The organism is Caballeronia sp. LZ019, from assembly GCF_031450825.1.
Classification (GTDB): Bacteria; Pseudomonadota; Gammaproteobacteria; order Burkholderiales; family Burkholderiaceae; genus Caballeronia.
Genome location: NZ_JARTVZ010000005.1, coordinates 2,092,427 through 2,114,114, shown reverse-complemented (window position 1 = coordinate 2,114,114; position 21,688 = coordinate 2,092,427). Strand labels below are relative to the sequence as shown.

The following is a 21,688-nucleotide window of genomic DNA, read 5'->3' as shown; positions in this document are numbered from 1 at the left end:
ACATAGAGGATTCAAGCATGGCAAGCCTTTCCATCCGTGACGTGTACAAGACCTACCCGAACGGGGTGCCGGTTCTCAAGGGCGTCAACATCGACATCGAGGACGGTCAGTTTCTGATCCTCGTCGGCGGCTCGGGCTGCGGCAAGTCCACGCTGCTCAACATGATCGCCGGCCTGGAGACCGTGACCAAGGGCGCGATCATGATCGACGGCAAGACGGTCAACGATCTCTCGCCGAAGGACCGCGACATCGCGATGGTGTTCCAGTCGTACGCGCTCTACCCTTCCATGAGCGTGCGCGACAACATCTCGTTCGGCCTCAACATCCGCAAGGTGCCGAAGGACGAGCAGAAGAAGATCGTCGACCGCGTGTCGGAGACGCTGCAGATCGGCCATCTGCTCGACCGGAAGCCCGGCCAGTTGTCGGGCGGCCAGCGTCAGCGCGTCGCGATGGGCCGCGCGCTCGCCCGCGACCCCGTCATGTTCCTGTTCGATGAGCCGCTCTCGAACCTCGACGCGAAGCTGCGCATCGAGATGCGTTCGGAAATCAAGCTGCTGCATCAGCGTCTCGGCACGACCATCGTGTACGTGACGCACGATCAGATCGAGGCGATGACGCTCGGCGACCGCATCGCGGTGATGAAGGACGGCGTCGTGCAGCAGTTCGGCGCGCCGCAGGAAATCTACGATTCGCCGTCGAACCTGTTCGTCGCGGGCTTCATCGGCGCGCCGCCGATGAACTTCATCACCGGCAAGCTGGTCGAGTCGGGCGCGGGCGTCGGCCTGCAGATCGATACGGGCGTCACCCGGCAAGTGCTGAACCTGCCGTTCGATGCCTCCGGTCTGCGCGGCAAGGTCGGCCAGGACGTGGTGCTCGGCCTGCGTCCGGAACGTATCACCGATGCGCGCAGCGCCCACGACGTATCGGACGCGAGCCTGCAGCCGATCGACGTGCGCGTAGACGTCATCGAGCCGACCGGCCCCGACACCCTCGTGTTCGCGCAGGTGAACGGCAAGCGCATCGTGTCGCGCGTGCACCCGGCGTCGAATCCGCAGCCGATGTCGAACATGACGCTGCTTTTCGACGTATCGAAGGCCGTGCTGTTCGATCCGCAAACGGAAGAGCGTCTCGCCTGAGCGTTCGCTCCGGCTGCACCGCTTCCGAAGCCGCGCTCAACGCGCGGCTTTTTCTTTGCGCGTCGGCTCTGCATCGGCTTTGCATCGGCTTTGCGTGCCGTGCGGCACAATCACCGCTTCGACACTCGTATGAAGCTCCCCGCGCAGCCATCGTTCATGACCCAGCTTCCGACGCATCCCGCTCCCGCCTGGCCGCCTTCCGACGGCCCCGATCCGTTCATCGGCCTCGAATCCCTCGACGATCCTGCCGTCCAGGACTGGATCGACGCCCAGAACCGCCGCACCGAAGCCGCGTTCGGCGACACGCCCGAAGCGCGCGCCCTCGCCGCGCGGCTCGAAGCGGCGTACACGTCGCAGGATCGGATCGTGACCTGCTCGCGCTACGGCGACTGGGCCTACAACACGTGGCAGGACGACGCGCATCCGCTCGGCATCGTGCGCCGCACGCCGTGGAGCGCGTGGCTCGCCGGGACGCCCGACTGGGACATCGTGCTGGATGTCGACGCGCTCGATCTCAACTCGGACGCGGACGCCGACACCCGCTGGGCGCTCGCCGACTTCGACATGCTCTATCCGTCCTACGACCGCGCCCTCGTGAGTTTGTCGCCGGGCGGCTCGGACGCGTGCATCGTGCGGGAATTCGACATTGCGACGCGCCGCTTCGTCGACGATGGCTTCGTCCTACCGGATGTGGGCAAGCACGATGTCTCGTGGATCGATCGCGATACCGTCTACGTCGGCTGGGACGACAGCCGGACCAACGCGCGTCCCGCGCTGACGACGTCCGGCTTTCCGCGTCAGGCGCGGCGCTGGAAGCGCGGCACGCCGCTCGCCGATGCGCCGGTCGTGTTCGAAGGCAAGCGGCGCGACGTATCGGCGGGCGCGGACTACGATCCGCTCGAGAAGCTGCATCTCGCTTCGCGCGCGGTCACGTTCTGGGACACGCTGCACTACTGGCTCGACGAGAGCGCAAATGAATGGCGTCAGTACGACCTCCCGGCGCACGCGGAGATCGAGCATTGGGAGGGCTGGCTTTTCGTCACGCCGCGCAAGGCGTGGACGACGGGCGGGCGGCGGCACGCGGCGGGCTCGCTGCTCGTCATCCGGCGCGATGCGTTTCTCGACGGTGCGCGCGAGTTCACCGCGCTTTTCGTGCCGGGCGCGCGGCGCGTGCTCGCGGGCATCGACTTCACGAAGCACTGGCTGATCGCCTCCCAGATGGACGACGGCGCCCCGCGCGTCACGCTGTGGCGCCCGCCCGCCGATGCCGGCTCCGGCGCCGCATGGGAATCGCGCGAATTCGCGTTGCCGGACGCGAGCCAGTCCTATGTCGATTCGATCGATAGCGAACGCGACGACACGGTGCTGATCCACGTCGAGCACTTCCTGACGCCGCCGTCGCTCCATCACGCCGATCTCGCCACCGACGCGCCTTGGACGCTGCTCGCGCGCCTGCCCGCGCAATTCGACGCGACGGGGCTGTCGGCCGTGCGCCGTCACGCGATCGCGCCCGACGGCGAGCGCATTCCGTACTGGCTGATCGGCCGCGACGTCGACGCTGGACGGGCATCGCAACCGCGCCCCTGCCTGCTCTATGGCTACGGCGGCTTCGAAGTCGCGCTCGATCCGAGCTACGACGCGACAACCGGCATCGCGTGGCTGGAACGCGGCGGCCTCTACGCGGTGGCGAACATTCGCGGCGGCGGCGAGTTCGGGCCGCAATGGCATCAGGCTGCGCTGCGCGAAAACCGGCAAGTGTCCTTCGACGATTTCATCGCGGTGGCGGAGGCGCTCGTCGATAGCGGCGTCACGACCGCGAAGCAGCTCGGCATACGCGGCGCGAGCAACGGCGGGCTGCTGACCGGCGTCTGTCTGGTGCAGCGGCCGGACTGCTTCGGCGCGGTGCTTTCCGAAGTCCCGCTGCTCGATATGGCGCGCTTTCACATGCTGCTGCAGGGCGCATCGTGGATCGACGAATACGGCGATCCCGACGATGCCGCCGACCTCCGTCATCTCGTCGCGTATTCGCCGTACCAGAACGTCCGCGACGATGCGGCGTATCCGCCGGCGCTCTTCACGTCGTCGAGAAGCGATGACCGCGTGCATCCCGGCCACGCGCGCAAGATGGCGGCGAAGATGCAGGCGCAGGGTCACGAGCGCCTCTGGTATCAGGAGACGGGCGACGGCGGACACGGCGCGGGCGTCGAGCCGGAAGCGGTCGCGCAGGCCGAGGCGGCGGCGTTCGCATTTCTGGCGTCGGCGCTGGGGCCGCTGCCGCGATGAAGTAGTTGATTTTTGTCAGTCAAAACAATCGCTTGGCCGAATATGCATCGAATCCTTACGATTCGAATTCGTTCGATATGGTCGGGCGCACAGCGGGCCTATAGTTCATTCACTCCCTGCTGCATCGGCGATGCTTCTTCCGGACAAAGCGGCGAGCCAGTGAAGAACCGGTACGTGGACAGCACCGGTTCGTTCAGCCGGGAGTGATGAAGTAGTGACGTGTTCGACCCAAGCAAACCGATCGGGAAACCTTCTGACCCAGCAAGTACCGACCCGAACCAGGAGCAGACGCCTATCGCTGAAACCGCATCGACGAGTATTCACCTTTGACCCGGACGAATATTTGCCACGAAGCAGATCGACGCGCATTCATCTCTGACCCGGAAGAATGCTCGCCAGGAAACGGCTCGACTCAGGACACCTTTGACCCAGGCATGGACTGAACATTGACCGAAAGCATCACCTTTGACCTATTCGACCTCGCCATTGCGCGAGGTTTTTTTTCGCCCGCGCGGGCGCAGCGCTTCGTCTCAGACGCGGGCCGGCGCGGCGTGCGAACGCATTACGAGCGTGCGCCCGGCGAACGTGAGCACGCCGCATACGCCGATCACGATGCCCATGCCGTGCGGCGACACATCGTGGAAGAGACCGACCGCGAGGCTCGCCAGCGCGCCGAGCGCGAGCTGCATCGCGCCGAAGACGGCTGCCGCCGCACCCGCGTTGCGCGGATAGCGATGCATGAGTTCGGTCGTGCAGTTCGCCGACAGCAGGCCCACCACGCCGACGACGAAAAACAGGCTCGCGACGATCGACCACAGGCCGCCCCATCCCGTCAGCGCGACGAGCGCCACCACGAGCGCCGCCGCGACGCTGACGATCGCCGCGCCCGAAATCATCCGGATTGCGCCCACGCGCCCGACGAGCTTCGTATTCAGCACATTGCCGCCGATGATGCCGACGATGTTCAGCCCGAACAGCAGCCCATAATGCTGCGGCTTGACATGGAAGTAATCGATATAGACGAACGGCGTCGCGGTGATATACGCGAACATCGACGCGAACGCCATGCCGCCGCACAGCACGTGGCCCCAGGTGACCGGATCGGTCAGAAGATGTCCGTACGCGGCGAACGACTTGCCGAGCGCCGCGCCCGCGCGCTTCTCCTTCGGCCACGTTTCGGGCACGCGCAAGAACGCGGTCACGGCGCAGACCGCGCCGAAAAGCGTCAGCGCGACGAACACCACACGCCAGCCGCCCAGCAACAGCAATTGACCGCCGATGAGCGGCGCGAGCAGCGGGCCGATCGACGTGACGATGGACAGCATCGACAGCACGCGGGCGGCGTCGGTCGGCGCATGGGCGTCGCGGGCGATCGCGCGCGCCAGCACCGACGCCGCGCCCGCGCCGAGCGCCTGCAGGAAGCGCACGAAGACGAGCGCGTCGATCGAAAAGGCCGCCGCGCAACCGACGCTCGCCAGCGCGTAGAGCGCGATGCCGCCGAGCAGGACCGGTCGGCGGCCATAGGTATCGGAAAGCGGGCCATAGAGCAGCATGCCGAACGAGAAGCCGAACATGAAGCTCGTCAGCGTGCTTTGCGCGGCGGCCGGGCTCGTGCCGAACGCGGCGGCGAGCGACGGCAGGCTCGGCAGGTACATGTCGATGGACAGCGGGCCGCACGCTGCGAGCGCGCCGAGCAACAGGATCAGCCGGCGATCGGGCCGGCGACGGGTGGTGTCTGACATCGGATGCGCTGAAAAGGGGCTTGGGACCGGGCGCTTCGCGGCTTTCAGCGTTGAAGGCGAGCGGCCCATTGTACGCGACCCTCTTTTTCCTCGTTCGCGCTAAGCTCGGCGCATGACCGCCTTCCTTCTCATCTGGAGCCCCCGCAAGTGGCCGTGGCCCGAGTTGCCGGACCTTGCGCGCCGCGTGGCCGCAGGCGAAGCCGTCGCCGATGTCTGGGGCTGCGGCACGGCGCGCGGCCTTCTGCCGGGCGACCGCGTGTTCGTGCATCGCGTGGCGCAGGAGCCGAAGGGCGTCTTCGCGTCCGGCTACGTGACGCGCGCGCCCTACGAGGTCCCCGACGTGCACTCGAAGCGCGGCTATCGGCTGTGCATCGACTTCGTGTACGACTGGCTCGTCGATGCGCGCGAGCAGGTCGTCGTCACGCGCGACGAGCTGCGCGCGCATCCCATTTCCGTGCAGACGTGGGACGCTCAAAGCTCGGGCACGCTCATCAAGCCGATGGCCGAAGGCGCGCTCGAAAAGCTCTGGACCGCGCGCACCGGGCGGCGCGGGCGTTTCGGACCGGCCGAGGGTTGACATGTAACCCGGTCGCCACCCCGCCCGGCCCCGCCCGCTTGCAACGAGTCCGGTACAATTTCGGCAACAATCGTCGCGCCGGACGCCCAGGCATCTTCCACGGGCGAACGCCCCGTCCCGCGCGGCTCGCATCCACTTTCAGCAGGCCCTCATCCATGTCCAGGAACCAAGCTCTTTTCGAACGCGCCCAGCGAACCATTCCCGGCGGCGTGAACTCGCCGGTGCGGGCGTTTCGATCGGTCGGCGGCACGCCGCGCTTCATCGAGCGCGCGCAGGGGCCGTATTTCTGGGACGCCGAGGGCAAGCGCTATATCGACTACATCGGCTCGTGGGGCCCGATGATCGTCGGCCACGTTCACCCCGAAGTGCTCGATGCGGTGCAGCGCGTGCTCGCCGACGGCTTCTCATTCGGCGCGCCGACCGAGGCGGAAATCGAGATCGCGGAGGAAATCTGCAAGCTGGTGCCGTCGATCGAACAGGTGCGGATGGTCTCGTCCGGCACCGAAGCGACGATGAGCGCGCTGCGCCTCGCGCGCGGCTTCACGAACCGCAGCCGGATCATCAAGTTCGAGGGCTGCTATCACGGCCACGCGGACAGCCTGCTCGTGAAAGCCGGCTCGGGCCTGCTCACGTTCGGCAATCCCACCTCCGCCGGCGTGCCCGCCGACATCGCGAAGCACACGACGGTGCTCGAGTACAACAACGTCGAGCAGTTGAACGAAGCATTCGCGGCGTTCGGCGCGGAAATCGCGTCGGTCATCGTCGAGCCGGTGGCGGGCAACATGAACCTCGTGCGCGCGACGCCCGAATTCCTGAACGCGCTGCGTGAGCGCTGCAACGAGTACGGCTCGGTGCTGATCTTCGACGAAGTAATGTGCGGCTTTCGCGTCGCGCTCGGCGGCGCGCAGCAGGTCTACGGCATCAAGCCGGACCTCACGTGCCTCGGCAAGGTCATCGGCGGCGGCATGCCGGCGGCGGCCTTCGGCGGGCGGCGGGACATCATGGCGCATCTCGCGCCGCTGGGCGGCGTGTACCAGGCGGGCACGCTGTCGGGCAATCCGATCGCGGTCGCGGCCGGCCTCAAGACGCTGCAGCTGATCCAGCGCCCCGGCTTCTACGACGACCTCGCAAAACAGACGCGCAAGCTCGTCGATGGCCTCGCCGCAACCGCGCGTGAAGCGGACGTGCCCTTCTCGGCCGATTCTATCGGCGGCATGTTCGGCCTCTACTTCATGGACAAGGTGCCGGGCAGCTTCGCGGAAATCGCTGACGGGGACACGAAGCGCTTCAACGCGTTCTTCCACGCGATGCTCGATGCCGGCGTGTACTTCGCGCCGTCGGCATTCGAAGCGGGCTTCGTGTCGAGCGCCCACGACGACGCGGTGATCGACGCGACCATCGACGCCGCGCGCGGCGCCTTTGCGTCGGTCGCGGCCTGAACCCGCGTCCACGGACCGACGCGATGTTCTCGCAATCCGACTTCACCTACATGGAGCGCGCGCTCGCGCTCGCCTCCCGCGGCATGTACACGACGACGCCGAATCCGCGCGTCGGCTGCGTGCTCGTCAAGAACGGCGAAGTGATCGGCATGGGCTTCACGCAGCCGGCCGGCCAGGACCACGCGGAAGTGCGCGCGCTGAAGGACGCCCGCTCGCGGGGCAAAGACCCCCGCGGCGCGACGGCCTACGTGACGCTCGAACCCTGCAGTCATTTCGGCCGCACGCCGCCGTGCGCGCATGCGCTCATCGACGCGCGCGTCGAGAAAGTGATCGCCGCGATGGAAGATCCGAACCCGGCCGTGTCCGGACGCGGCCTCGCGATGCTGCGCGACGCGGGCATCGACGTGCGCTGCGGACTGCTCGCCAGCGAGGCGCACGAGATGAACATCGGCTTCGTCTCCCGGATGACGCGGCGGCGTCCGTGGGTGCGCATGAAGGTCGCGGCAACGCTCGACGGGCGCACCGGCTTGCCATCGGGCGAAAGCCAGTGGATCACGGGCGACGACGCACGCGCGGATGGCCACGCCTGGCGCGCTCGCGCCTGCGCAATCCTGACCGGCATCGGCACCGTGCGCGAGGACGATCCGCAACTGACCGTGCGCGCGGTCGACACGCCGCGCCAGCCGCAGCGCGTATTGATCGATAGCCGGCTCGACGTGCCGCTCGAGGCGCGCATCCTCGAGGGCGCGCCGCCGTGGATTTTCCATGCCGCCGATGCGGACCCCGCCCGCGCCGATGCGCTGCGCGAGCGCGGCGCGCAGCTCGTCGATCTGTCGAACGAACACGGCAAGGTCGATCTCCCCGCGATGCTGACCGCGCTCGCGGATCGCGGCATCAACGAATTGCATGTCGAAGCGGGGCACAAGCTGAACGGCTCGCTGCTGCGCGAAGGCTGCGTCGACGAACTGCTGATTTACCTCGCGCCGAGCCTGCTCGGCAACGCGCCCGGCATGTTCGATTTCGCGCCGCCCGCCACGCTGGATGCGCGGCCGCATCTGAAGTTTCATCGCATCGACCGGCTCGGCGACGATCTGCGCATTCTCGCGCGGTTCGCCGGGGCGCAAGCCGCCAGCGAAACGCGCTGAATTTCACCGAACAAAGGAACGCACATTTCATGTTTACAGGAATCGTCACGGCGGTGGGCCGCATCGAGAAAGTCACGCCGCTCGGATCCCAGCCGGAGGCGGGCGTCCGCCTGACGGTGGCAGCGGGCGGGCTGGATCTCTCGGACGTGGAACTCGGCGACAGCATCGCCATTCAAGGGGCGTGCATGACGGTGATCGAGAAATCGCCGGCTTCGTTCGACGTCAACGTGTCGCGTGAAAGTCTCAGCAAGACTGTCGGCCTCGGGGACACCGGCGCGGAGGTGAATCTCGAGAAGGCGCTGCGCGCGCACGACCGGCTCGGCGGGCATCTGGTTTCCGGTCACGTCGATGGGCTCGGCGTGGTATCGCGATTCGAGCGTGTGGGCGAATCGCACGAATTGCGCATCGTCGCGCCGAAGGACATCGGCAAGTATCTGGCCTACAAGGGCTCGGTGACGGTGAATGGCGTCAGCCTCACCGTCAATTCGGTCAGCGATCAGGCCGACGGCTGCGAATTCTCGATCAACCTCATCCCGCATACCGTGGAAGTCACGACGCTGAAGGCGCTGCGCGCGGGAGCGAAGGTCAATCTGGAAATCGATCTCATCGCGCGGTATGTCGAGCGGATGATGAGCGGAGCGTGACGCGGCGATTTGCTGCTCAGCGTTCGGGGTCCCAGATGTGGTCGAAGTCGAGGGAGAGTTCTTTGCTGCGGCGAATCGACAGCAGCTTCACCGTCTGTCCGCCCAGCCAGTACAGCAGGACGTAGTCATCGAAGATATGCTCGCGCAATTCGGCCCGCTGCGTTGACCCTCCCGTCGCTTCAATGAGCTTTTCGCAAGCCAGCAGCGCATCGCAGTTGTCCGGCATCGAGTCGAGAAACAGCCGACCGATAGCGGGAAAGCGTTCAAGCAGCGGTATCACCTTTGTATCGATGGAATCCAGCAGCCGGTCATAGCTGCGTGGTTGCGCCAGCCTGCTCCAATACCGCTCCATGTCCGCGAGTCGGGCCTCGAAAGCGTGCGTGAACTCGACGGCGGCGCGTGTGCGTCGATCACTCGCCATCCGAGGATCCTCCGCGTTCCCGCTTGGCCCGCAGATTCGCTCTGATGCGCGCAAGCGCCTCGCGAGCGTCCTCCGTGCGACCCGCCTCGAGATCTTCGAGTCCGGCCCGAGCATCTTCGAGAAGCTGGAGATGAACCCGCGCCCGCTCCGCCTCCTGATACTTCTCGAGCTTCTCCGTGCTGATCAGCGCGACGCTCGCGCCGTGGTTGTTCGTGATTATCTTGTTCGCGCCCTTCTGCACTTCATCGATGAGTTCGGACAGGTGCTCGCGCGCCTGTGAAAGGGAGATGACGTCCTTCGGTGTGAAAGCCATTTTCGGCTCCGTACTGTGTAATGTACGTAGCATGGTACGGTTTCCTCGCTTCGAAATGGGTAGGAATTGGTATCGTCGCGAACACGCGGCCAGCGCAACAGTCGGCCACACGGCATAAGCCGAATCCCCAAGCGCGCCGACCGCGATTTCACCGCCTGTCGATCGGCCGTGGCGTAAAATACGCCCTTTCCCAAACGCACCCATCGGGACGCACCATGTCGATCGCCTCCACCCCAGAAATCATCGCCGAGCTCAAGGCCGGCCGCATGGTGATCCTCGTCGACGAAGAAGACCGCGAGAACGAAGGCGATCTGATCGTGGCCGCCGATTTCATCACGCCCGAAGCCATCAACTTCATGGCGCGCTACGGCCGTGGCCTGATTTGCCTCACGCTCACGCAGGAACGCTGCCGGCAGCTCAATCTGCCGCTGATGACGCAGCGCAACGGCACTCAGTACGGCACCGCGTTCACGGTCAGCATCGAGGCGGCCGAAGGCGTGACCACCGGCATCTCGGCGGCCGACCGCGCGCGCACCATCGCCGCGGCCTGCGCGCCGGATGCGCGCGCCGACCACATCGTCCAGCCGGGGCACGTGTTCCCGATCATGGCGCAGCCGGGCGGCGTGCTCGTGCGCGCGGGACACACCGAAGCGGGCTGCGATCTCGCGTCGCTCGCGGGGCTGTCGCCGGCATCGGTGATCTGCGAAGTCATCCGCGACGATGGAGAAATGGCGCGTCTGCCCGATCTGATCGAGTTCGGCGAGCAGCACGGCATCAAGATCGGGACCATCGCCGATCTGATCCACTATCGCAGCCGCACCGAATCGATCATCGAAAAAGTCAGCGAGCGCACGATGCAGACCGCGCACGGACCGTTCCGCGCGGTGCTGTATCGCGACGAGCCGAGCGGTTCGCCGCATATCGCGCTGGTGCGCGGCACGCCGTGGCCCGACACCGAAACGCCGGTGCGCGTCCACGAGCCGCTTTCCGTGCTCGACCTGCTCGAAATCGACGCGTCCACGCACTCCTGGACCATCGACGCCGCCATGCGCGAAATCGCCGCCCGCGATCTGGGCGCGATCGTCATGCTGAATTGCGGCGACACGAACGATCATCTCGTCGACGCTTTCCGCGCCCTCGACGAAAACGACAAGACCGCGAAGCCGGCGCGCCGCCCGATCGACTTCAAGACCTACGGCATCGGCGCGCAGATTCTGCGCGATCTGGGCGTCGGCAAGATGCAGGTGCTCGCCACGCCGCGCAAGCTCGGTAGCATGTCGGGCTACGGGCTCGAGGTGACGGGCTTCATCCCGATGCCCGGGTCGCCCGCCACCGCCGCGGGTTCGAGCGACGCGGCTGTCCCGCATCTCAGGTCTGCATAAGACACCGCCTAAGCGCCACCCTATTCCAAACCAACGGATCTCTACATGGAAATCGGACAATATCAGCCGAATCTCGACGGCGACGGCCTGCGCATCGGCATCGTCCAGTCGCGCTTCAACGAACCGGTGTGCAACGGCCTCGCCGATGCGTGCATCGAAGAACTCGAACGCCTCGGCGTGATCGGCCAGGATGTGCTGCTCGTCACCGTGCCGGGCGCGCTGGAAATCCCGCTCGCGCTGCAGAAGCTCGCCGAATCCGGCCAGTTCGACGCGCTGATCGCGCTCGGCGCCGTGGTGCGCGGCGAGACGTACCACTTCGAACTCGTATCGAACGAGAGCGGCTCTGGCATTTCGCGCATCGCCCTGGATTTCGGCATTCCGGTGGCGAACGCCGTGCTGACGACCGAAGACGACGAGCAGGCCGTCGCCCGCATGACGGAAAAGGGCCGCGATGCGGCGCGCGTGGCGGTCGAGATGGCGAATCTGTCGGTCGCGCTCGAACAGCTCGGCGGCGACGATGAAGACGACGAAGATGAAGACGAAGACGAGGACCGCGCATGAAGAGCGCACGACGCCGCTCGCGTGAACTCGCGACGCAAGGGCTTTACCAATGGCTGCTGTCGGGTGCCCCCGGCGGCGAAATCGACGCGCAGCTGCGCAACGCGCAGGGCTTCGACAAGGCGGACCACGCCCATCTCGACGCCATCCTGCACGGCGTGATCAAGGAAGCCGACGCGCTGTCCGCGCAACTGCAGCCGTGTCTCGACCGGCCGATCGAACAATTGTCGCCGGTCGAGCGCGCGGTGCTGCTCGTCGCCGCGTTCGAGTTCAGGCACCACATCGACATTCCGTATCGTGTGGTCATCAACGAGGCGGTCGAACTGACGAAGACCTTCGGCGGCTCGGATGGCTACAAGTATGTAAACGGCGTGCTGGACAAGCTCGCCGTCGCGATGCGCCCGGCCGAAGCGCAGGCGCGCCGATGAACACCGTGTCGGAACCGCTCGTCCGGCTTGCGTCGCGCGTCGACGCAATCGAGCCGTTCTATGTGATGGAGCTGATGAAGGACGCACAGGCGCTGGAACGCGCCGGGCGCGACATCATCCACATGGGTATCGGCGAGCCGGATTTCACCGCGCCGGAGCCCGTCACGCGCGCCGCCGCCGATGCCCTGCATCGCGGCATCACGCAATACACGAATGCGCTCGGCGTCACGGCGCTGCGGGAAGCCATCGCCGCGCATTACCGCGATGCGTTCGGCGTCACCGTCGATCCGGCGCGCATCGTGGTGACGGCGGGCGCGTCGGCGGCGCTGCTGCTCGCGTGCATGGCGCTCGTCGATAACGGCGACGAAGTGCTGATGCCCGATCCCTGCTATCCGTGCAACCGGCATTTCGTGTCGGCGGCGGACGGCAAGCCGGTGCTCATTCCGAGCGGCCCGGCGGAGCGCTTCCAGTTGACGGCCGAACAGGTTCGGGCGCACTGGAGCGACAAGACGCGTGGCGTGCTGCTCGCGTCGCCGTCGAATCCCACCGGGACGTCGATCGAACCTGCCGAACTTCGGCGGATCGTCGATACGGTGCGCGAGCGCGGCGGCTTCACGATCGTCGATGAAATCTATCAAGGCCTGAGCTACGACGCGAAACCGGTGTCGGCGCTCTCCTTCGGCGATGACGTCGTCACCGTCAACAGCTTCTCGAAGTACTTCAGCATGACGGGCTGGCGGCTCGGCTGGCTGGTCGTGCCGCACGCGATGATCGGCGCGGTCGAGAAGCTCTCGCAGAATCTCTTCATCTGCGCGTCGGCGCTGGCGCAGCATGCCGCGCTCGCGTGCTTCGAGCCGGAGACCATCGCCATTTACGAAGCGCGGCGGCTCGAATTCAAGCGGCGCCGCGACTACATCGTGCCGGCGCTGCGCTCGCTGGGCTTCGGCGTGCCCGTGGTGCCCGATGGCGCGTTCTACGTCTATGCCGACACGAACGGCGTGCATCACCCCGGCGCTGGCGACAGTGAAGCCCTCACGCGCTCGATGCTGCACGACGCGGGCGTCGTGCTCGTGCCGGGTGCGGATTTCGGCGTGCATGCGCCGGAGCGCTACATCCGCCTTTCGTATGCGACGGCGTATGCAAAGCTGGAAGAGGCGGTCGCGCGGCTTGGCGATCTGTTCAGGCGCTGAACTTCCGCTGCGACCATGAAAAAGGGCACCGACGAGGTGCCCTTTTGCGTTTTGCGGATGCGGCTGCAGGATCAGGCGCCGTATTCCGCCGACGGAACGTGCTTCGCTTCGCCGACTTCGCCGTCGTCCTGCGCGTCGGCTTTCTTGGGCGCGTCCATCGTCATGTGAACGCGCTTGGCGGCATCTGTCGTCGATGCCGACGCCAGCACTTGCTTCGGCGCGGCCTGTACCGGCGCCTGAGGTCCGTTGACCGGCACATTGCGGCCGCGCGCGACATCGCGCAGACGCGAACGTTCCGCCAGCACCTTGGCGCCGTAACCGCCGTCGTCCTGCGACGTCGAGCCCACGTAGTAACGCAGACCACCGGCCACCGAGCCGCCGCGCGCGATGCAGTCCTTCAGCACCAGCGCACCGACCTTGATGTTCGCGAGCGGATCGAGCGCCGCGTGCGAGCCGCCGAAGTACTGGAACTTGTCCGAATGCACCTTCGACATGACCTGCATCAGGCCCTGAGCGCCCACGCCGCTTTCGGCATACGGATTGAAGCCGGATTCGATGGCCATCACCGACAGCAGCAGCAGCGGATCGAGACCGACTTCGCGGCCCGTATCGAACGCGGCGCGCACGAGTTCGCTGACCGGCTCCTGCGCCACGCGATACCGCCGCGCGATGAAGCTGGCGACGAGCTTTTGCTCGCGCGTCGAGACGAGCGCGCGATCGTCTCGGGCATCCGCGACGACGCGTTGCGTCGGAATCGCGTTCGCGAGCATGGCGACGGAGGGCATCGTGCGCGGGTCGAGCCCGTTCGGCGACACCGCGAGACTGATGCCGCCGGTCAACTGGCGCGTGCTTTCATCGTCGGAAGCGGCGGCGCCGAGCGACGGCGTCAACGGCTGCGGAGCAGCTGAAGGCGCAGCGTTCGCCGCGAGCGCGACCGACGTGGCCGCATCGCCCGGCTGCCGATGCACCGCCGCGAAAGGCGGCAGTGGCTGGCCCGCCAGCAGGCGTGCAGGGCCCGCCTGCACCGCGGCGGACACGAAAGGCATGATTCGTGCGGCAAAGGTGGTGCGCCACGAAGGCAGCAGCCACAGCGCGAGCGCCGTGACGACAGCCGCGCAGCCGACCAGACTGAAGATAGTGTGACTCATACGGCTTCCACGACGCAGCGCCGCGCGCAGAATCTGCGCGGCACGAGTGTCAGGACGCCATGTCAACCAAGCGTTCATCGATGCTCCCAATGTTGCATGATTTACGCTGATGATTGCCGGCAAGCCGGGAAATCGAAGCGTAAATCAGACACCGCTCGCTCTTGGCAAGGCGTAAGCGGCATCGGGGAAACGGCATGAGCCGTCAGGAAAACCGGCCCGGCAAAACGCGCCGGGATGCGCGGCACGAACAGCGTGCCCTTGGTGCGCAAGTGGCTTTCCACGCGAAAACCGGCGCGAGAAACGCCGGCAGTGATACCGACAGCCATGAATCGCCGGGCAGGTACGGCGCAGGCGACGCACAGCGTCTGAAGAAAACCTGAGGCGAAGGTAAAAAGTTTCAAAACCTGCAACTGATGCGAAGCGATTCTAGCAGGGTTTAATGATCCGTCAATGCTATAGCTTTGTGTTTCAATTACTTACAGTTATGATGAACACCGTTTAGGAGTGGCAACGCACACCTGGCGGGCAGTTTCGACGGGAATTTGCTGAATGTCTTCCAGCGCACGGACGCACACGCAGGTAAAATCGACAATCGCCAAGCGCGCAGCCGTCCCGCTCCCTCCGCTTGACCCGAGCGGCCTCGAGTCTCCAAACGACCATCGATGAAATATAAAGATCTGCGCGACTTCACCGCCCGCCTCGAAGCGCTCGGTGAACTGCGCCGCATCCGGCAGCCTGTTTCCCCCGTTCTCGAAATCACCGAAGTCTCGGACCGCGTCCTGCGCGCGGGCGGCCCGGCATTGCTGTTCGAAGCGCCGACCGGTCACACGATGCCGGTCCTCGCCAATCTGTTCGGGACCACGCGGCGCGTGGCGCTCGGCATGGGCATCGAGACGCAGACGCCCGCAGGCGCGACGGCGGAGCTCGGCAGCGACACCGCCGCCCTCGGTTCGCTGCGCGATGTCGGCCGGTTGCTGTCCGCGCTCAAGGAGCCGGAGCCGCCGCGCGGTCTGAAGGACGCCGGCAAGCTGCTGTCGCTCGCGAAAGCCGTGTGGGACATGGCCCCGAAAACGGTGAGTTCGCCGCCTTGCCAGGAAATCGTGTGGGAAGGCGACGATGTCGATCTCGCGCGCCTGCCGATCCAGACCTGCTGGCCCGGCGACGCCGGACCGCTGCTGACCTGGGGCCTCACGGTGACGCGCGGGCCGAACAAGCCGCGTCAGAACCTCGGTATCTACCGCCAGCAACTGATCGGGCGCAACAAGCTGATCATGCGATGGCTCGCTCATCGCGGCGGCGCGCTCGACTTCCACGAGTTCGCGCTCGTCAATCCGGGCAAGCCGTATCCGGTGGCCGTCGTGCTGGGCGCCGATCCCGCGACCATCCTCGGCGCGGTCACGCCTGTCCCCGATACGCTCTCCGAATATCAGTTCGCCGGCTTGCTGCGCGGCTCGCGCACCGAACTGGCAAAGTGTCTGACGCCCGGCGTCGATACCTTGCAGGTGCCGGCGCGCGCCGAAATCGTGCTGGAAGGCTTCATCTATCCGCAGGAAGGCGCGGCACCGCCCGCGCCGGAAGGTGCGCCGCCGCGTCCGTCCACGGGCGGCGCGGCGCGCTACGAGCACGCGCTCGAAGGGCCGTATGGCGATCACACCGGCTACTACAACGAGCAGGAGTGGTTTCCGGTTTTCACGGTCGAGAAGATCACGATGCGCCGCGACGCCCTGTTCCATTCGACCTACACCGGCAAGCCGCCCGACGAACCGGCCGTGCTCGGCGTCGCACTGAACGAAGTCTTCGTGCCGCTGCTGCAGAAGCAGTTCCCCGAGATCACCGACTTCTATCTGCCGCCCGAAGGCTGCAGCTATCGAATGGCGATCGTGCAGATGAAGAAAAGCTACGCCGGCCACGCGAAGCGCGTGATGCTCGGCGTGTGGAGCTTCCTGCGGCAGTTCATGTATACCAAGTTCATCGTCGTCGTGGATGAAGACGTCAACGTGCGCGACTGGAAGGAAGTCATCTGGGCGATCACCACGCGCGTCGATCCCACGCGCGACACCGTCATGGTCGACAACACGCCGATCGACTATCTCGACTTCGCCTCGCCGGTGGCGGGCCTCGGCTCGAAGATGGGACTCGACGCCACCAACAAATGGCCCGGCGAAACGCATCGCGAATGGGGCCGCCCGATCGTGATGGATGCAGCGGTCAAGCGGCGCGTCGATGCGCTGTGGACCGAAATCGGTCTCGACGACGCGGGGAAGAAGGCATGATCGCGGCGACGCTCTATCGCGGAAGCGCCATCGAGAATACGCATCGGGCGCACGTCGCGGTCGTCGATGCGAATGGCCGCGTGCTCCATTCGTTCGGCGATCCTCATCGCGTGACGCTGCCGCGCTCGGCCGCGAAGCCGGCGCAGGCGCTCGCGATCATCGAAACGGGTGCGCTTGAACGCTTCGCTTTCGACGATGCCGACCTCGCGCTGATGTGCGGCTCGCATAGCAGCGAGCCACGGCACATCGACCGCGCCCGCGCGATGCTCGCCAAGGCCGACGCGCACGAAGCCGATCTGCGCTGCGGCGGCCATCCGCCGATCTCGGACGCCGTCTACCGGGACTGGCTCCGCCGCGGCTTCACGCCGACGCCGGTTTGCAGCAACTGCTCCGGCAAGCACGCCGGCATGCTCGCCGCCGCCCGCGCGATGCAAGCTCCGCTCGCCGACTACCACTTGCCCGCGCATCCGCTGCAGGCGCATGTGAAGCAGACGGTGGCGCGCGCCGTCGATCTGCCCGCCGACGACGTGCAATGGGCCATCGACGGATGCAACCTGCCGACGCCCGCCTTCCCGCTCGACCGGCTGGCGCGGCTCTTCATGAAGATCGCCGCGGCGCGGGAAGGCTCGCCGCTCGGCCGCATCCATCGCGCGATGACGACGTATCCCGAACTCGTCTCGGGCGAAGGCCGTTTCTGCGAGCGGCTCATGCGCGCGTTCGGCGGCGCCGTTGTCGGCAAGACCGGCGCGGATGCGAGCTATGCAATCGGCGTGAAGCGTGCGCAAGGCGCGCTCGGCATCGCCGTGAAGGTGGAGGACGGCAACCTCGTCGTCATGCACGCGATCGTCGCGCACGTGCTGCATCTGCTCGACATCGGCACGCCGGAACAACGCGCGGCGCTCGACGACTTCCGTCACCCTGCGATGCGCAACACGATGGGCGTGGAAACCGGACGGCTCGACGTGACCCTGACACTGACCGGGGCACGATGATGCATTCCTGGTCGTTGATGTCCGACGGGTTTTTCCTGTCGCTGTCGCTGTGTCTGGATATCGGGATCGCGAACGTCGCGATCATTTCTCTCGCGCTGTCGCACGGCTTCAAGCCGGGGCTCGTGCTCGGCCTCGGGACGTGCGTCGGCGATCTGCTTTATGCGGGGCTCGCGCTCGCGGGCATGTCGGCGCTGCTGCAATTTTCCGCCGTGCGATGGGTCGTGTGGATCGGCGGCGGCATCGTGCTCCTGCTGCTTACCTGGAAGATGGCGCGCGAGGCGCTGAAGCCCGCGACCGCGCCGCCCGTCGAGGGCGAGGCGGACCCGCACGCGCCGCGTCAGAGCCACTTGAAGAGCTTCTTGCGCGGATGCCTGCTCGCGGTATCGTCGCCGAGCGCCATTCTATGGTTCGCAGCGGTTGGCGGCGCGCTGATCGCGAAGGCCGGCGCGACCAGCACGATGAGCGCATCTGTGTTTCTGCTGGGCTTCTTCTGCGGCGGACTCGGCTGGACCATCTTCATCTGCACGCTCGCGAGCCACGGCCGCAAGCGCGCCGGCACGCGCCTTTTGCGCGCGTGCCACGTGCTGTCGGCGGTGCTGTTCGCTTACTTCTCGTACAGCGTGATCATCGACGGCTACCGCGACCTCATCGTGCACGCGGCATCGTGACCATCGCCTGTCTCTTCAGGCGATGAACTGCGCGAGCCTCGCCAGATCGACATTACCGCCGCTCACGATCACGCCGACGCGCTTGCCTTCCACCGGCACGGTCTTCTGAAGCACCGCCGCCGCGGCGAGACAGCCGGTCGGCTCGACGACCATCTTCATGCGCTGCGCGAAGAACCGCAATGTGTCGATGAGCTGCGCGTCGCTGACGGTGACGATTCGATCCACATGTTCGCGGATGATCGGAAAGTTGTATTCGCCGACGTGCGTGGACGCGGCCCCATCGGCGATGGTGCGCGGCACGTCGATATGCACGATTTCGCCGCGCGCGAGCGACTGCTGCGCGTCGTTGCCCGCTTCCGGCTCCACGCCGATGACCTTGCACGATGGCGACAGCGCCGCCGCCGCGAGCGCGCAACCGGCGATCAGCCCGCCGCCGCCGAGACACACGAAAAGGTAGTCGAGCGGACCGGTTTCCTCGATCAGTTCCTTCGCCGCCGTGCCCTGCCCCGCGATCACATGCGGATGGTCGTAAGGCGGAATCAGCGTCATGCCGCGCTCGTCCGCCAGCGCGCGGCCGATCTCCTCGCGATTCTGCGTGTACCGGTCATACGTGATGACCTCGCCGCCGTAGCCGCGCGTCGCTTCCATTTTGGCGGCGGGCGCGTCTTCCGGCATGACGATCGTCGCGCGAATGCCCGCGAGCTTCGCCGACAGCGCAATGGCCTGCGCGTGATTGCCCGATGAGTACGTGATCACGCCGGCGGCGCGCTGTGCGTCGTTGAAATGCGAGATGGCGTTGTATGCGCCACGGAACTTGAACGCGCCCATGCGCTGGAAGTTCTCGCATTTGAAAAACAGCGACGCACCCGCGATCTCGTCGGCGGTCCGCGACGTGAGAACAGGCGTGCGATGCGCGAAACCGTCGATGCGGCGGGCGGCATCGGCGACATCGTCGAAAGTCGGAGCGGGAAGTGAGGGCATCGGATGGAGCGTAATTTGAGGAAGCCACCATTCTCCGCAGTTCCGGCGCGAATCGGAATAGGCTGATCGCGTCATGCATAAAAAAACGCAAGCCCCGGACGGGACTTGCGTTTATCGGCTCGCGAGACGGCGATTATCTGTGCCAGCCGCCGTAACCGTGGCGGTAATACCCGTGCTGCCGCCAATACGGACGGCCATAAGGACGGCCGTAGTATCCGTATGGATAACCGCCGACCACGACCGCGGGCGGCGGTCCATAGACGACCGGCGGCGGCGGCGCCATATACACGGGTGCTGCGGGTGCGACATAAACCGGCGCAGGCGGCGCCTGATACACCGGATACGCCGGCACCCCGATGCCGACACCGATCGATACACCGCCCGCCTGCGCCGCACCGGCCCCGCCGAGCGCGAGCGCACCAACGACCAAAAGACCACTGAGCTTTTTCACTTTCTTTCTCCTCGCCGCTTTTGCCGGCCATCCGGCGCGCGACGTCATAGAACGAATTTAGCGAAAAAAACGGCGCGGCGCATGAGCCATGTGTTGCAGATTGCAAGTTCTCGCGAAACCGCCGGTCGGCCGGCAAACGACGGCCGAACGGACCGCGCCCGTCGGCACGCCTTGTCGGGGCGATCGTCGCGCAAGCCAATTCCCCTTTGGCCGGAAGCGGGTAACGTCTGATTACAAATAGATGAGGAGCCAAATGAAAAGCCCCGCTGGACGTACGGTTCAGCGGGGCTTTTGATGTTTTACGCTAACTCGATAATCGATCTCAGCCGACTTTCACATAAGCGAATTCCCGCGAGACATTCGGCGGGACATAGGCCGCGCCAATGACGACACGCGGCGTCAGGCGCTTCTTTTGGTCCCACCAGCGGCGGCGCTGAGCCTGACTCAAGAACCGCAGATGCTTTCGATAAGAGAAAATGCTCATGCGACCTCCGAACGTAGCGAATAAAAACCTTGGGGAAAAGCATGCATTCACGATCCGCGATGCGTTTTCCATTGGAAACCGTCTTTCTCTAAGTATTTCGCGCCCTGTTCGTCCATCAATGTACGCAAGGAAACCAAAACCCGCGATCGACGTGTGCTGAACCACATTTCAGCAGTAACCGTGCCGATTACTTAATCGCTTTCTATTTCTCGGGCGGGTCTGTGTCGATTGCGGTCATCGTATCGTGGCATTTTTCGCTTTTCGAGACAGTATCGCTTTGACAACATCAGGGTTTTCCGATGCTGCGAGCGCCCCGGCCGCGTGCTTGCAGTCGGCTTTCACCGAGTCGTGGCACAATCGCTGCCGCCTGTTCGACAACGCTCCCCAAGCGGCGCGCAAGCCATGTTAAGGTGACGTCCGGCGCCCCACCGGCATTGGCGGTGGGCGGGGAACGCAAGCCGCCGCCCGGCGAAGACTTCGGCGTGACATCAGCTCAGAGAACGAACAATGATCAAGGTCAGCCTTCACGACTCGCACGGCCTCATACGCCGCAACGCCCGCGTCATCGGGCTTTGCGCGCCCCGCTAGCGGCATCGCCCTTTCGCTTCTTTCCGGCCAGCTTTCGCTTTTCCGACCCCGGCGCGGCGTGTATGCCGCGCATGTTTCCAAGAGGACCCGAGATGTTCGGCGATATCGCCCGTTTTCTGCTCAACACCGTTTTCACCCTCTTCGGCGCGGCGCTGCTGCTGCGCGCCTGGATGCAGGTCGTCCGCATGCCGCCCTACAACCCGGTATCGAATGCCGTGATGCAGGCAACGAACTGGATCGTGCTGCCGCTGCGCAAGATACTGCCGGGCGGGAAGATCGACTGGGCGAGCATCGTCGCGGCGTTTATCGCGGCGGCAGTCTATGTAACGCTGATGGTGGTGCTGGCCGGCGTCGATCCGACGCTCATGCTGCCGATGCTGCTGCTCGTCGCCGTGCTGACCGTCGTCAAATGGGCGCTGAACCTCATCATCTGGATGACGATCCTGATGGCGCTGCTCTCGTGGCTCAATCCGCAATCGCCGGCGATGCCGCTGCTCTATCAGATCACTGCGCCGTTTCTGGATCCGCTGCGGCGCATCCTGCCGCGTCTGGGCGGCATCGACCTGTCGCCGATTTTGCTCTTCGTGATCGTGCAGGTGCTGTTGATGGTGGTGACGCGCCTCGCCGTCTCGATGACCCTCTTCGGCATCTGAAGCTCGTCGGATGCGCCGCCGCAATTGCGCGGCGGCGCTTCTTGCGCTTACAATAGCCGACTCACGCGGGCGTCGTATAATGGCTATTACCGTAGCTTCCCAAGCTACTGACGTGGGTTCGATTCCCATCGCCCGCTCCAATACCCTCCTAAGCCGTTGATTTCAAGTCAACTCTGGCTCTGATGGTCGGGG

Annotated in this window: 22 protein-coding genes and 1 tRNA gene; 16 read left to right on the top strand and 7 right to left on the bottom strand. The window is 65.6% G+C overall.

What is annotated here, in order from left to right; all coding sequences use genetic code 11:
* Nucleotides 1-17: 17 nt before the first annotated feature.
* Entirely contained in the window at nt 18-1,136 is a 1,119-nt protein-coding gene (locus P9255_RS23340; RefSeq protein ID WP_309763006.1) for a sn-glycerol-3-phosphate ABC transporter ATP-binding protein UgpC, read from the top strand.
* A 156-nt stretch (nt 1,137-1,292) separates the two neighbouring features.
* The gene (locus P9255_RS23335; protein WP_309763007.1) at nt 1,293-3,419 is read left to right on the top strand and encodes a prolyl oligopeptidase family serine peptidase; all 2,127 of its coding nucleotides are present in this window, start codon (nt 1,293-1,295) and stop codon (nt 3,417-3,419) included.
* A 530-nt stretch (nt 3,420-3,949) separates the two neighbouring features.
* Here the strand turns inward: P9255_RS23335 and P9255_RS23330 are convergent.
* Nucleotides 3,950-5,161 (bottom strand): Bcr/CflA family multidrug efflux MFS transporter, encoded by a 1,212-nt coding sequence (locus tag P9255_RS23330; protein WP_309763008.1) that lies wholly within the window; start codon nt 5,159-5,161, stop codon nt 3,950-3,952.
* Between the two features lie 112 nt (nt 5,162-5,273).
* Here P9255_RS23330 and P9255_RS23325 point away from each other — a divergent pair, with 112 nt between their 5' ends.
* From P9255_RS23325 to P9255_RS23310, 4 genes are all read left to right on the top strand, one after another.
* Nucleotides 5,274-5,738 (top strand): hypothetical protein, encoded by a 465-nt coding sequence (locus P9255_RS23325; RefSeq protein WP_309763009.1) that lies wholly within the window; start codon nt 5,274-5,276, stop codon nt 5,736-5,738.
* A gap of 155 nt (nt 5,739-5,893) precedes the next feature.
* Nucleotides 5,894-7,177, top strand: a complete 1,284-nt coding sequence (gene hemL / locus P9255_RS23320; RefSeq protein ID WP_309763010.1) for a glutamate-1-semialdehyde 2,1-aminomutase — start codon at nt 5,894-5,896, stop codon at nt 7,175-7,177.
* 23 nt (nt 7,178-7,200) lie between these two features.
* Nucleotides 7,201-8,322, top strand: a complete 1,122-nt coding sequence (ribD, locus tag P9255_RS23315) for a bifunctional diaminohydroxyphosphoribosylaminopyrimidine deaminase/5-amino-6-(5-phosphoribosylamino)uracil reductase RibD (RefSeq protein WP_309763011.1) — start codon at nt 7,201-7,203, stop codon at nt 8,320-8,322.
* A gap of 29 nt (nt 8,323-8,351) precedes the next feature.
* A complete protein-coding gene (locus tag P9255_RS23310; protein ID WP_309790488.1) occupies nt 8,352-8,966 on the top strand; it encodes a riboflavin synthase in 615 nt (204 codons plus the stop codon).
* Between the two features lie 16 nt (nt 8,967-8,982).
* Here P9255_RS23310 and P9255_RS23305 read toward each other — a convergent pair whose 3' ends face one another.
* Both P9255_RS23305 and P9255_RS23300 read right to left on the bottom strand, forming a co-directional pair.
* Nucleotides 8,983-9,387, bottom strand: a complete 405-nt coding sequence (locus tag P9255_RS23305; RefSeq protein WP_309763013.1) for a type II toxin-antitoxin system RelE/ParE family toxin — start codon at nt 9,385-9,387, stop codon at nt 8,983-8,985.
* Nucleotides 9,377-9,700: a type II toxin-antitoxin system Phd/YefM family antitoxin gene (locus P9255_RS23300; RefSeq protein WP_309763014.1), complete on the bottom strand. Its 324-nt coding sequence runs from the start codon at nt 9,698-9,700 to the stop codon at nt 9,377-9,379. Before P9255_RS23300 ends, P9255_RS23305 begins: the two co-directional genes overlap by 11 nt.
* Nucleotides 9,701-9,915: 215 nt before the next feature.
* On the opposite strand from P9255_RS23300, the gene ribBA reads away from it, so the two are divergent.
* Genes ribBA through P9255_RS23280 form a run of 4 tightly spaced genes read left to right on the top strand, consistent with a single transcriptional unit; the run spans nt 9,916 to nt 13,258 of the window.
* Nucleotides 9,916-11,082 (top strand): bifunctional 3,4-dihydroxy-2-butanone-4-phosphate synthase/GTP cyclohydrolase II, encoded by a 1,167-nt coding sequence (gene ribBA, locus P9255_RS23295; RefSeq protein ID WP_309763015.1) that lies wholly within the window; start codon nt 9,916-9,918, stop codon nt 11,080-11,082.
* A 45-nt stretch (nt 11,083-11,127) separates the two neighbouring features.
* Complete coding sequence (gene ribH / locus P9255_RS23290; RefSeq protein WP_244793135.1) at nt 11,128-11,643, top strand: 6,7-dimethyl-8-ribityllumazine synthase; 516 nt, start codon at nt 11,128-11,130, stop codon at nt 11,641-11,643.
* The gene (gene nusB / locus P9255_RS23285) at nt 11,640-12,068 is read left to right on the top strand and encodes a transcription antitermination factor NusB (protein WP_309763017.1); all 429 of its coding nucleotides are present in this window, start codon (nt 11,640-11,642) and stop codon (nt 12,066-12,068) included. The genes ribH and nusB overlap by 4 nt, the downstream gene beginning before the upstream one ends.
* Nucleotides 12,065-13,258 carry a pyridoxal phosphate-dependent aminotransferase gene (locus P9255_RS23280; protein WP_309763018.1) on the top strand — a complete coding sequence of 398 codons (1,194 nt, stop codon included), beginning with the start codon at nt 12,065-12,067 and terminating at the stop codon, nt 13,256-13,258. Before nusB ends, P9255_RS23280 begins: the two co-directional genes overlap by 4 nt.
* 71 nt (nt 13,259-13,329) lie before the next feature.
* Here P9255_RS23280 and P9255_RS23275 read toward each other — a convergent pair whose 3' ends face one another.
* Entirely contained in the window at nt 13,330-14,484 is a 1,155-nt protein-coding gene (locus P9255_RS23275) for a transglycosylase SLT domain-containing protein (RefSeq protein ID WP_309763019.1), read from the bottom strand.
* 116 nt (nt 14,485-14,600) lie between these two features.
* Here P9255_RS23275 and P9255_RS23270 point away from each other — a divergent pair, with 116 nt between their 5' ends.
* From P9255_RS23270 to P9255_RS23255, 4 genes are all read left to right on the top strand, one after another.
* Nucleotides 14,601-14,786 (top strand): hypothetical protein, encoded by a 186-nt coding sequence (locus tag P9255_RS23270; RefSeq protein ID WP_309763020.1) that lies wholly within the window; start codon nt 14,601-14,603, stop codon nt 14,784-14,786.
* 282 nt (nt 14,787-15,068) lie between these two features.
* The gene (locus tag P9255_RS23265; protein ID WP_309763021.1) at nt 15,069-16,679 is read left to right on the top strand and encodes a UbiD family decarboxylase; all 1,611 of its coding nucleotides are present in this window, start codon (nt 15,069-15,071) and stop codon (nt 16,677-16,679) included.
* Nucleotides 16,676-17,671 (top strand): asparaginase, encoded by a 996-nt coding sequence (locus P9255_RS23260; RefSeq protein WP_309763022.1) that lies wholly within the window; start codon nt 16,676-16,678, stop codon nt 17,669-17,671. Before P9255_RS23265 ends, P9255_RS23260 begins: the two co-directional genes overlap by 4 nt.
* Complete coding sequence (locus P9255_RS23255) at nt 17,671-18,339, top strand: LysE family transporter (RefSeq protein WP_309765317.1); 669 nt, start codon at nt 17,671-17,673, stop codon at nt 18,337-18,339. The genes P9255_RS23260 and P9255_RS23255 overlap by 1 nt, the downstream gene beginning before the upstream one ends.
* 15 nt (nt 18,340-18,354) lie before the next feature.
* Here P9255_RS23255 and P9255_RS23250 read toward each other — a convergent pair whose 3' ends face one another.
* From P9255_RS23250 to P9255_RS23240, 3 genes are all read right to left on the bottom strand, one after another.
* Complete coding sequence (locus tag P9255_RS23250) at nt 18,355-19,320, bottom strand: threo-3-hydroxy-L-aspartate ammonia-lyase (protein ID WP_309790487.1); 966 nt, start codon at nt 19,318-19,320, stop codon at nt 18,355-18,357.
* 133 nt (nt 19,321-19,453) lie between these two features.
* Nucleotides 19,454-19,771 carry a hypothetical protein gene (locus P9255_RS23245; protein WP_309763024.1) on the bottom strand — a complete coding sequence of 106 codons (318 nt, stop codon included), beginning with the start codon at nt 19,769-19,771 and terminating at the stop codon, nt 19,454-19,456.
* 322 nt (nt 19,772-20,093) lie between these two features.
* Nucleotides 20,094-20,255: a hypothetical protein gene (locus P9255_RS23240; protein WP_250450752.1), complete on the bottom strand. Its 162-nt coding sequence runs from the start codon at nt 20,253-20,255 to the stop codon at nt 20,094-20,096.
* Between the two features lie 680 nt (nt 20,256-20,935).
* Between P9255_RS23240 and P9255_RS23235 the strand changes: the two genes are divergently transcribed.
* A complete protein-coding gene (locus P9255_RS23235; protein WP_309790486.1) occupies nt 20,936-21,496 on the top strand; it encodes a YggT family protein in 561 nt (186 codons plus the stop codon).
* A 65-nt stretch (nt 21,497-21,561) separates the two neighbouring features.
* A tRNA-Gly gene (locus P9255_RS23230) sits at nt 21,562-21,636 on the top strand.
* The last annotated feature ends 52 nt before the right edge of the window (nt 21,637-21,688 follow it).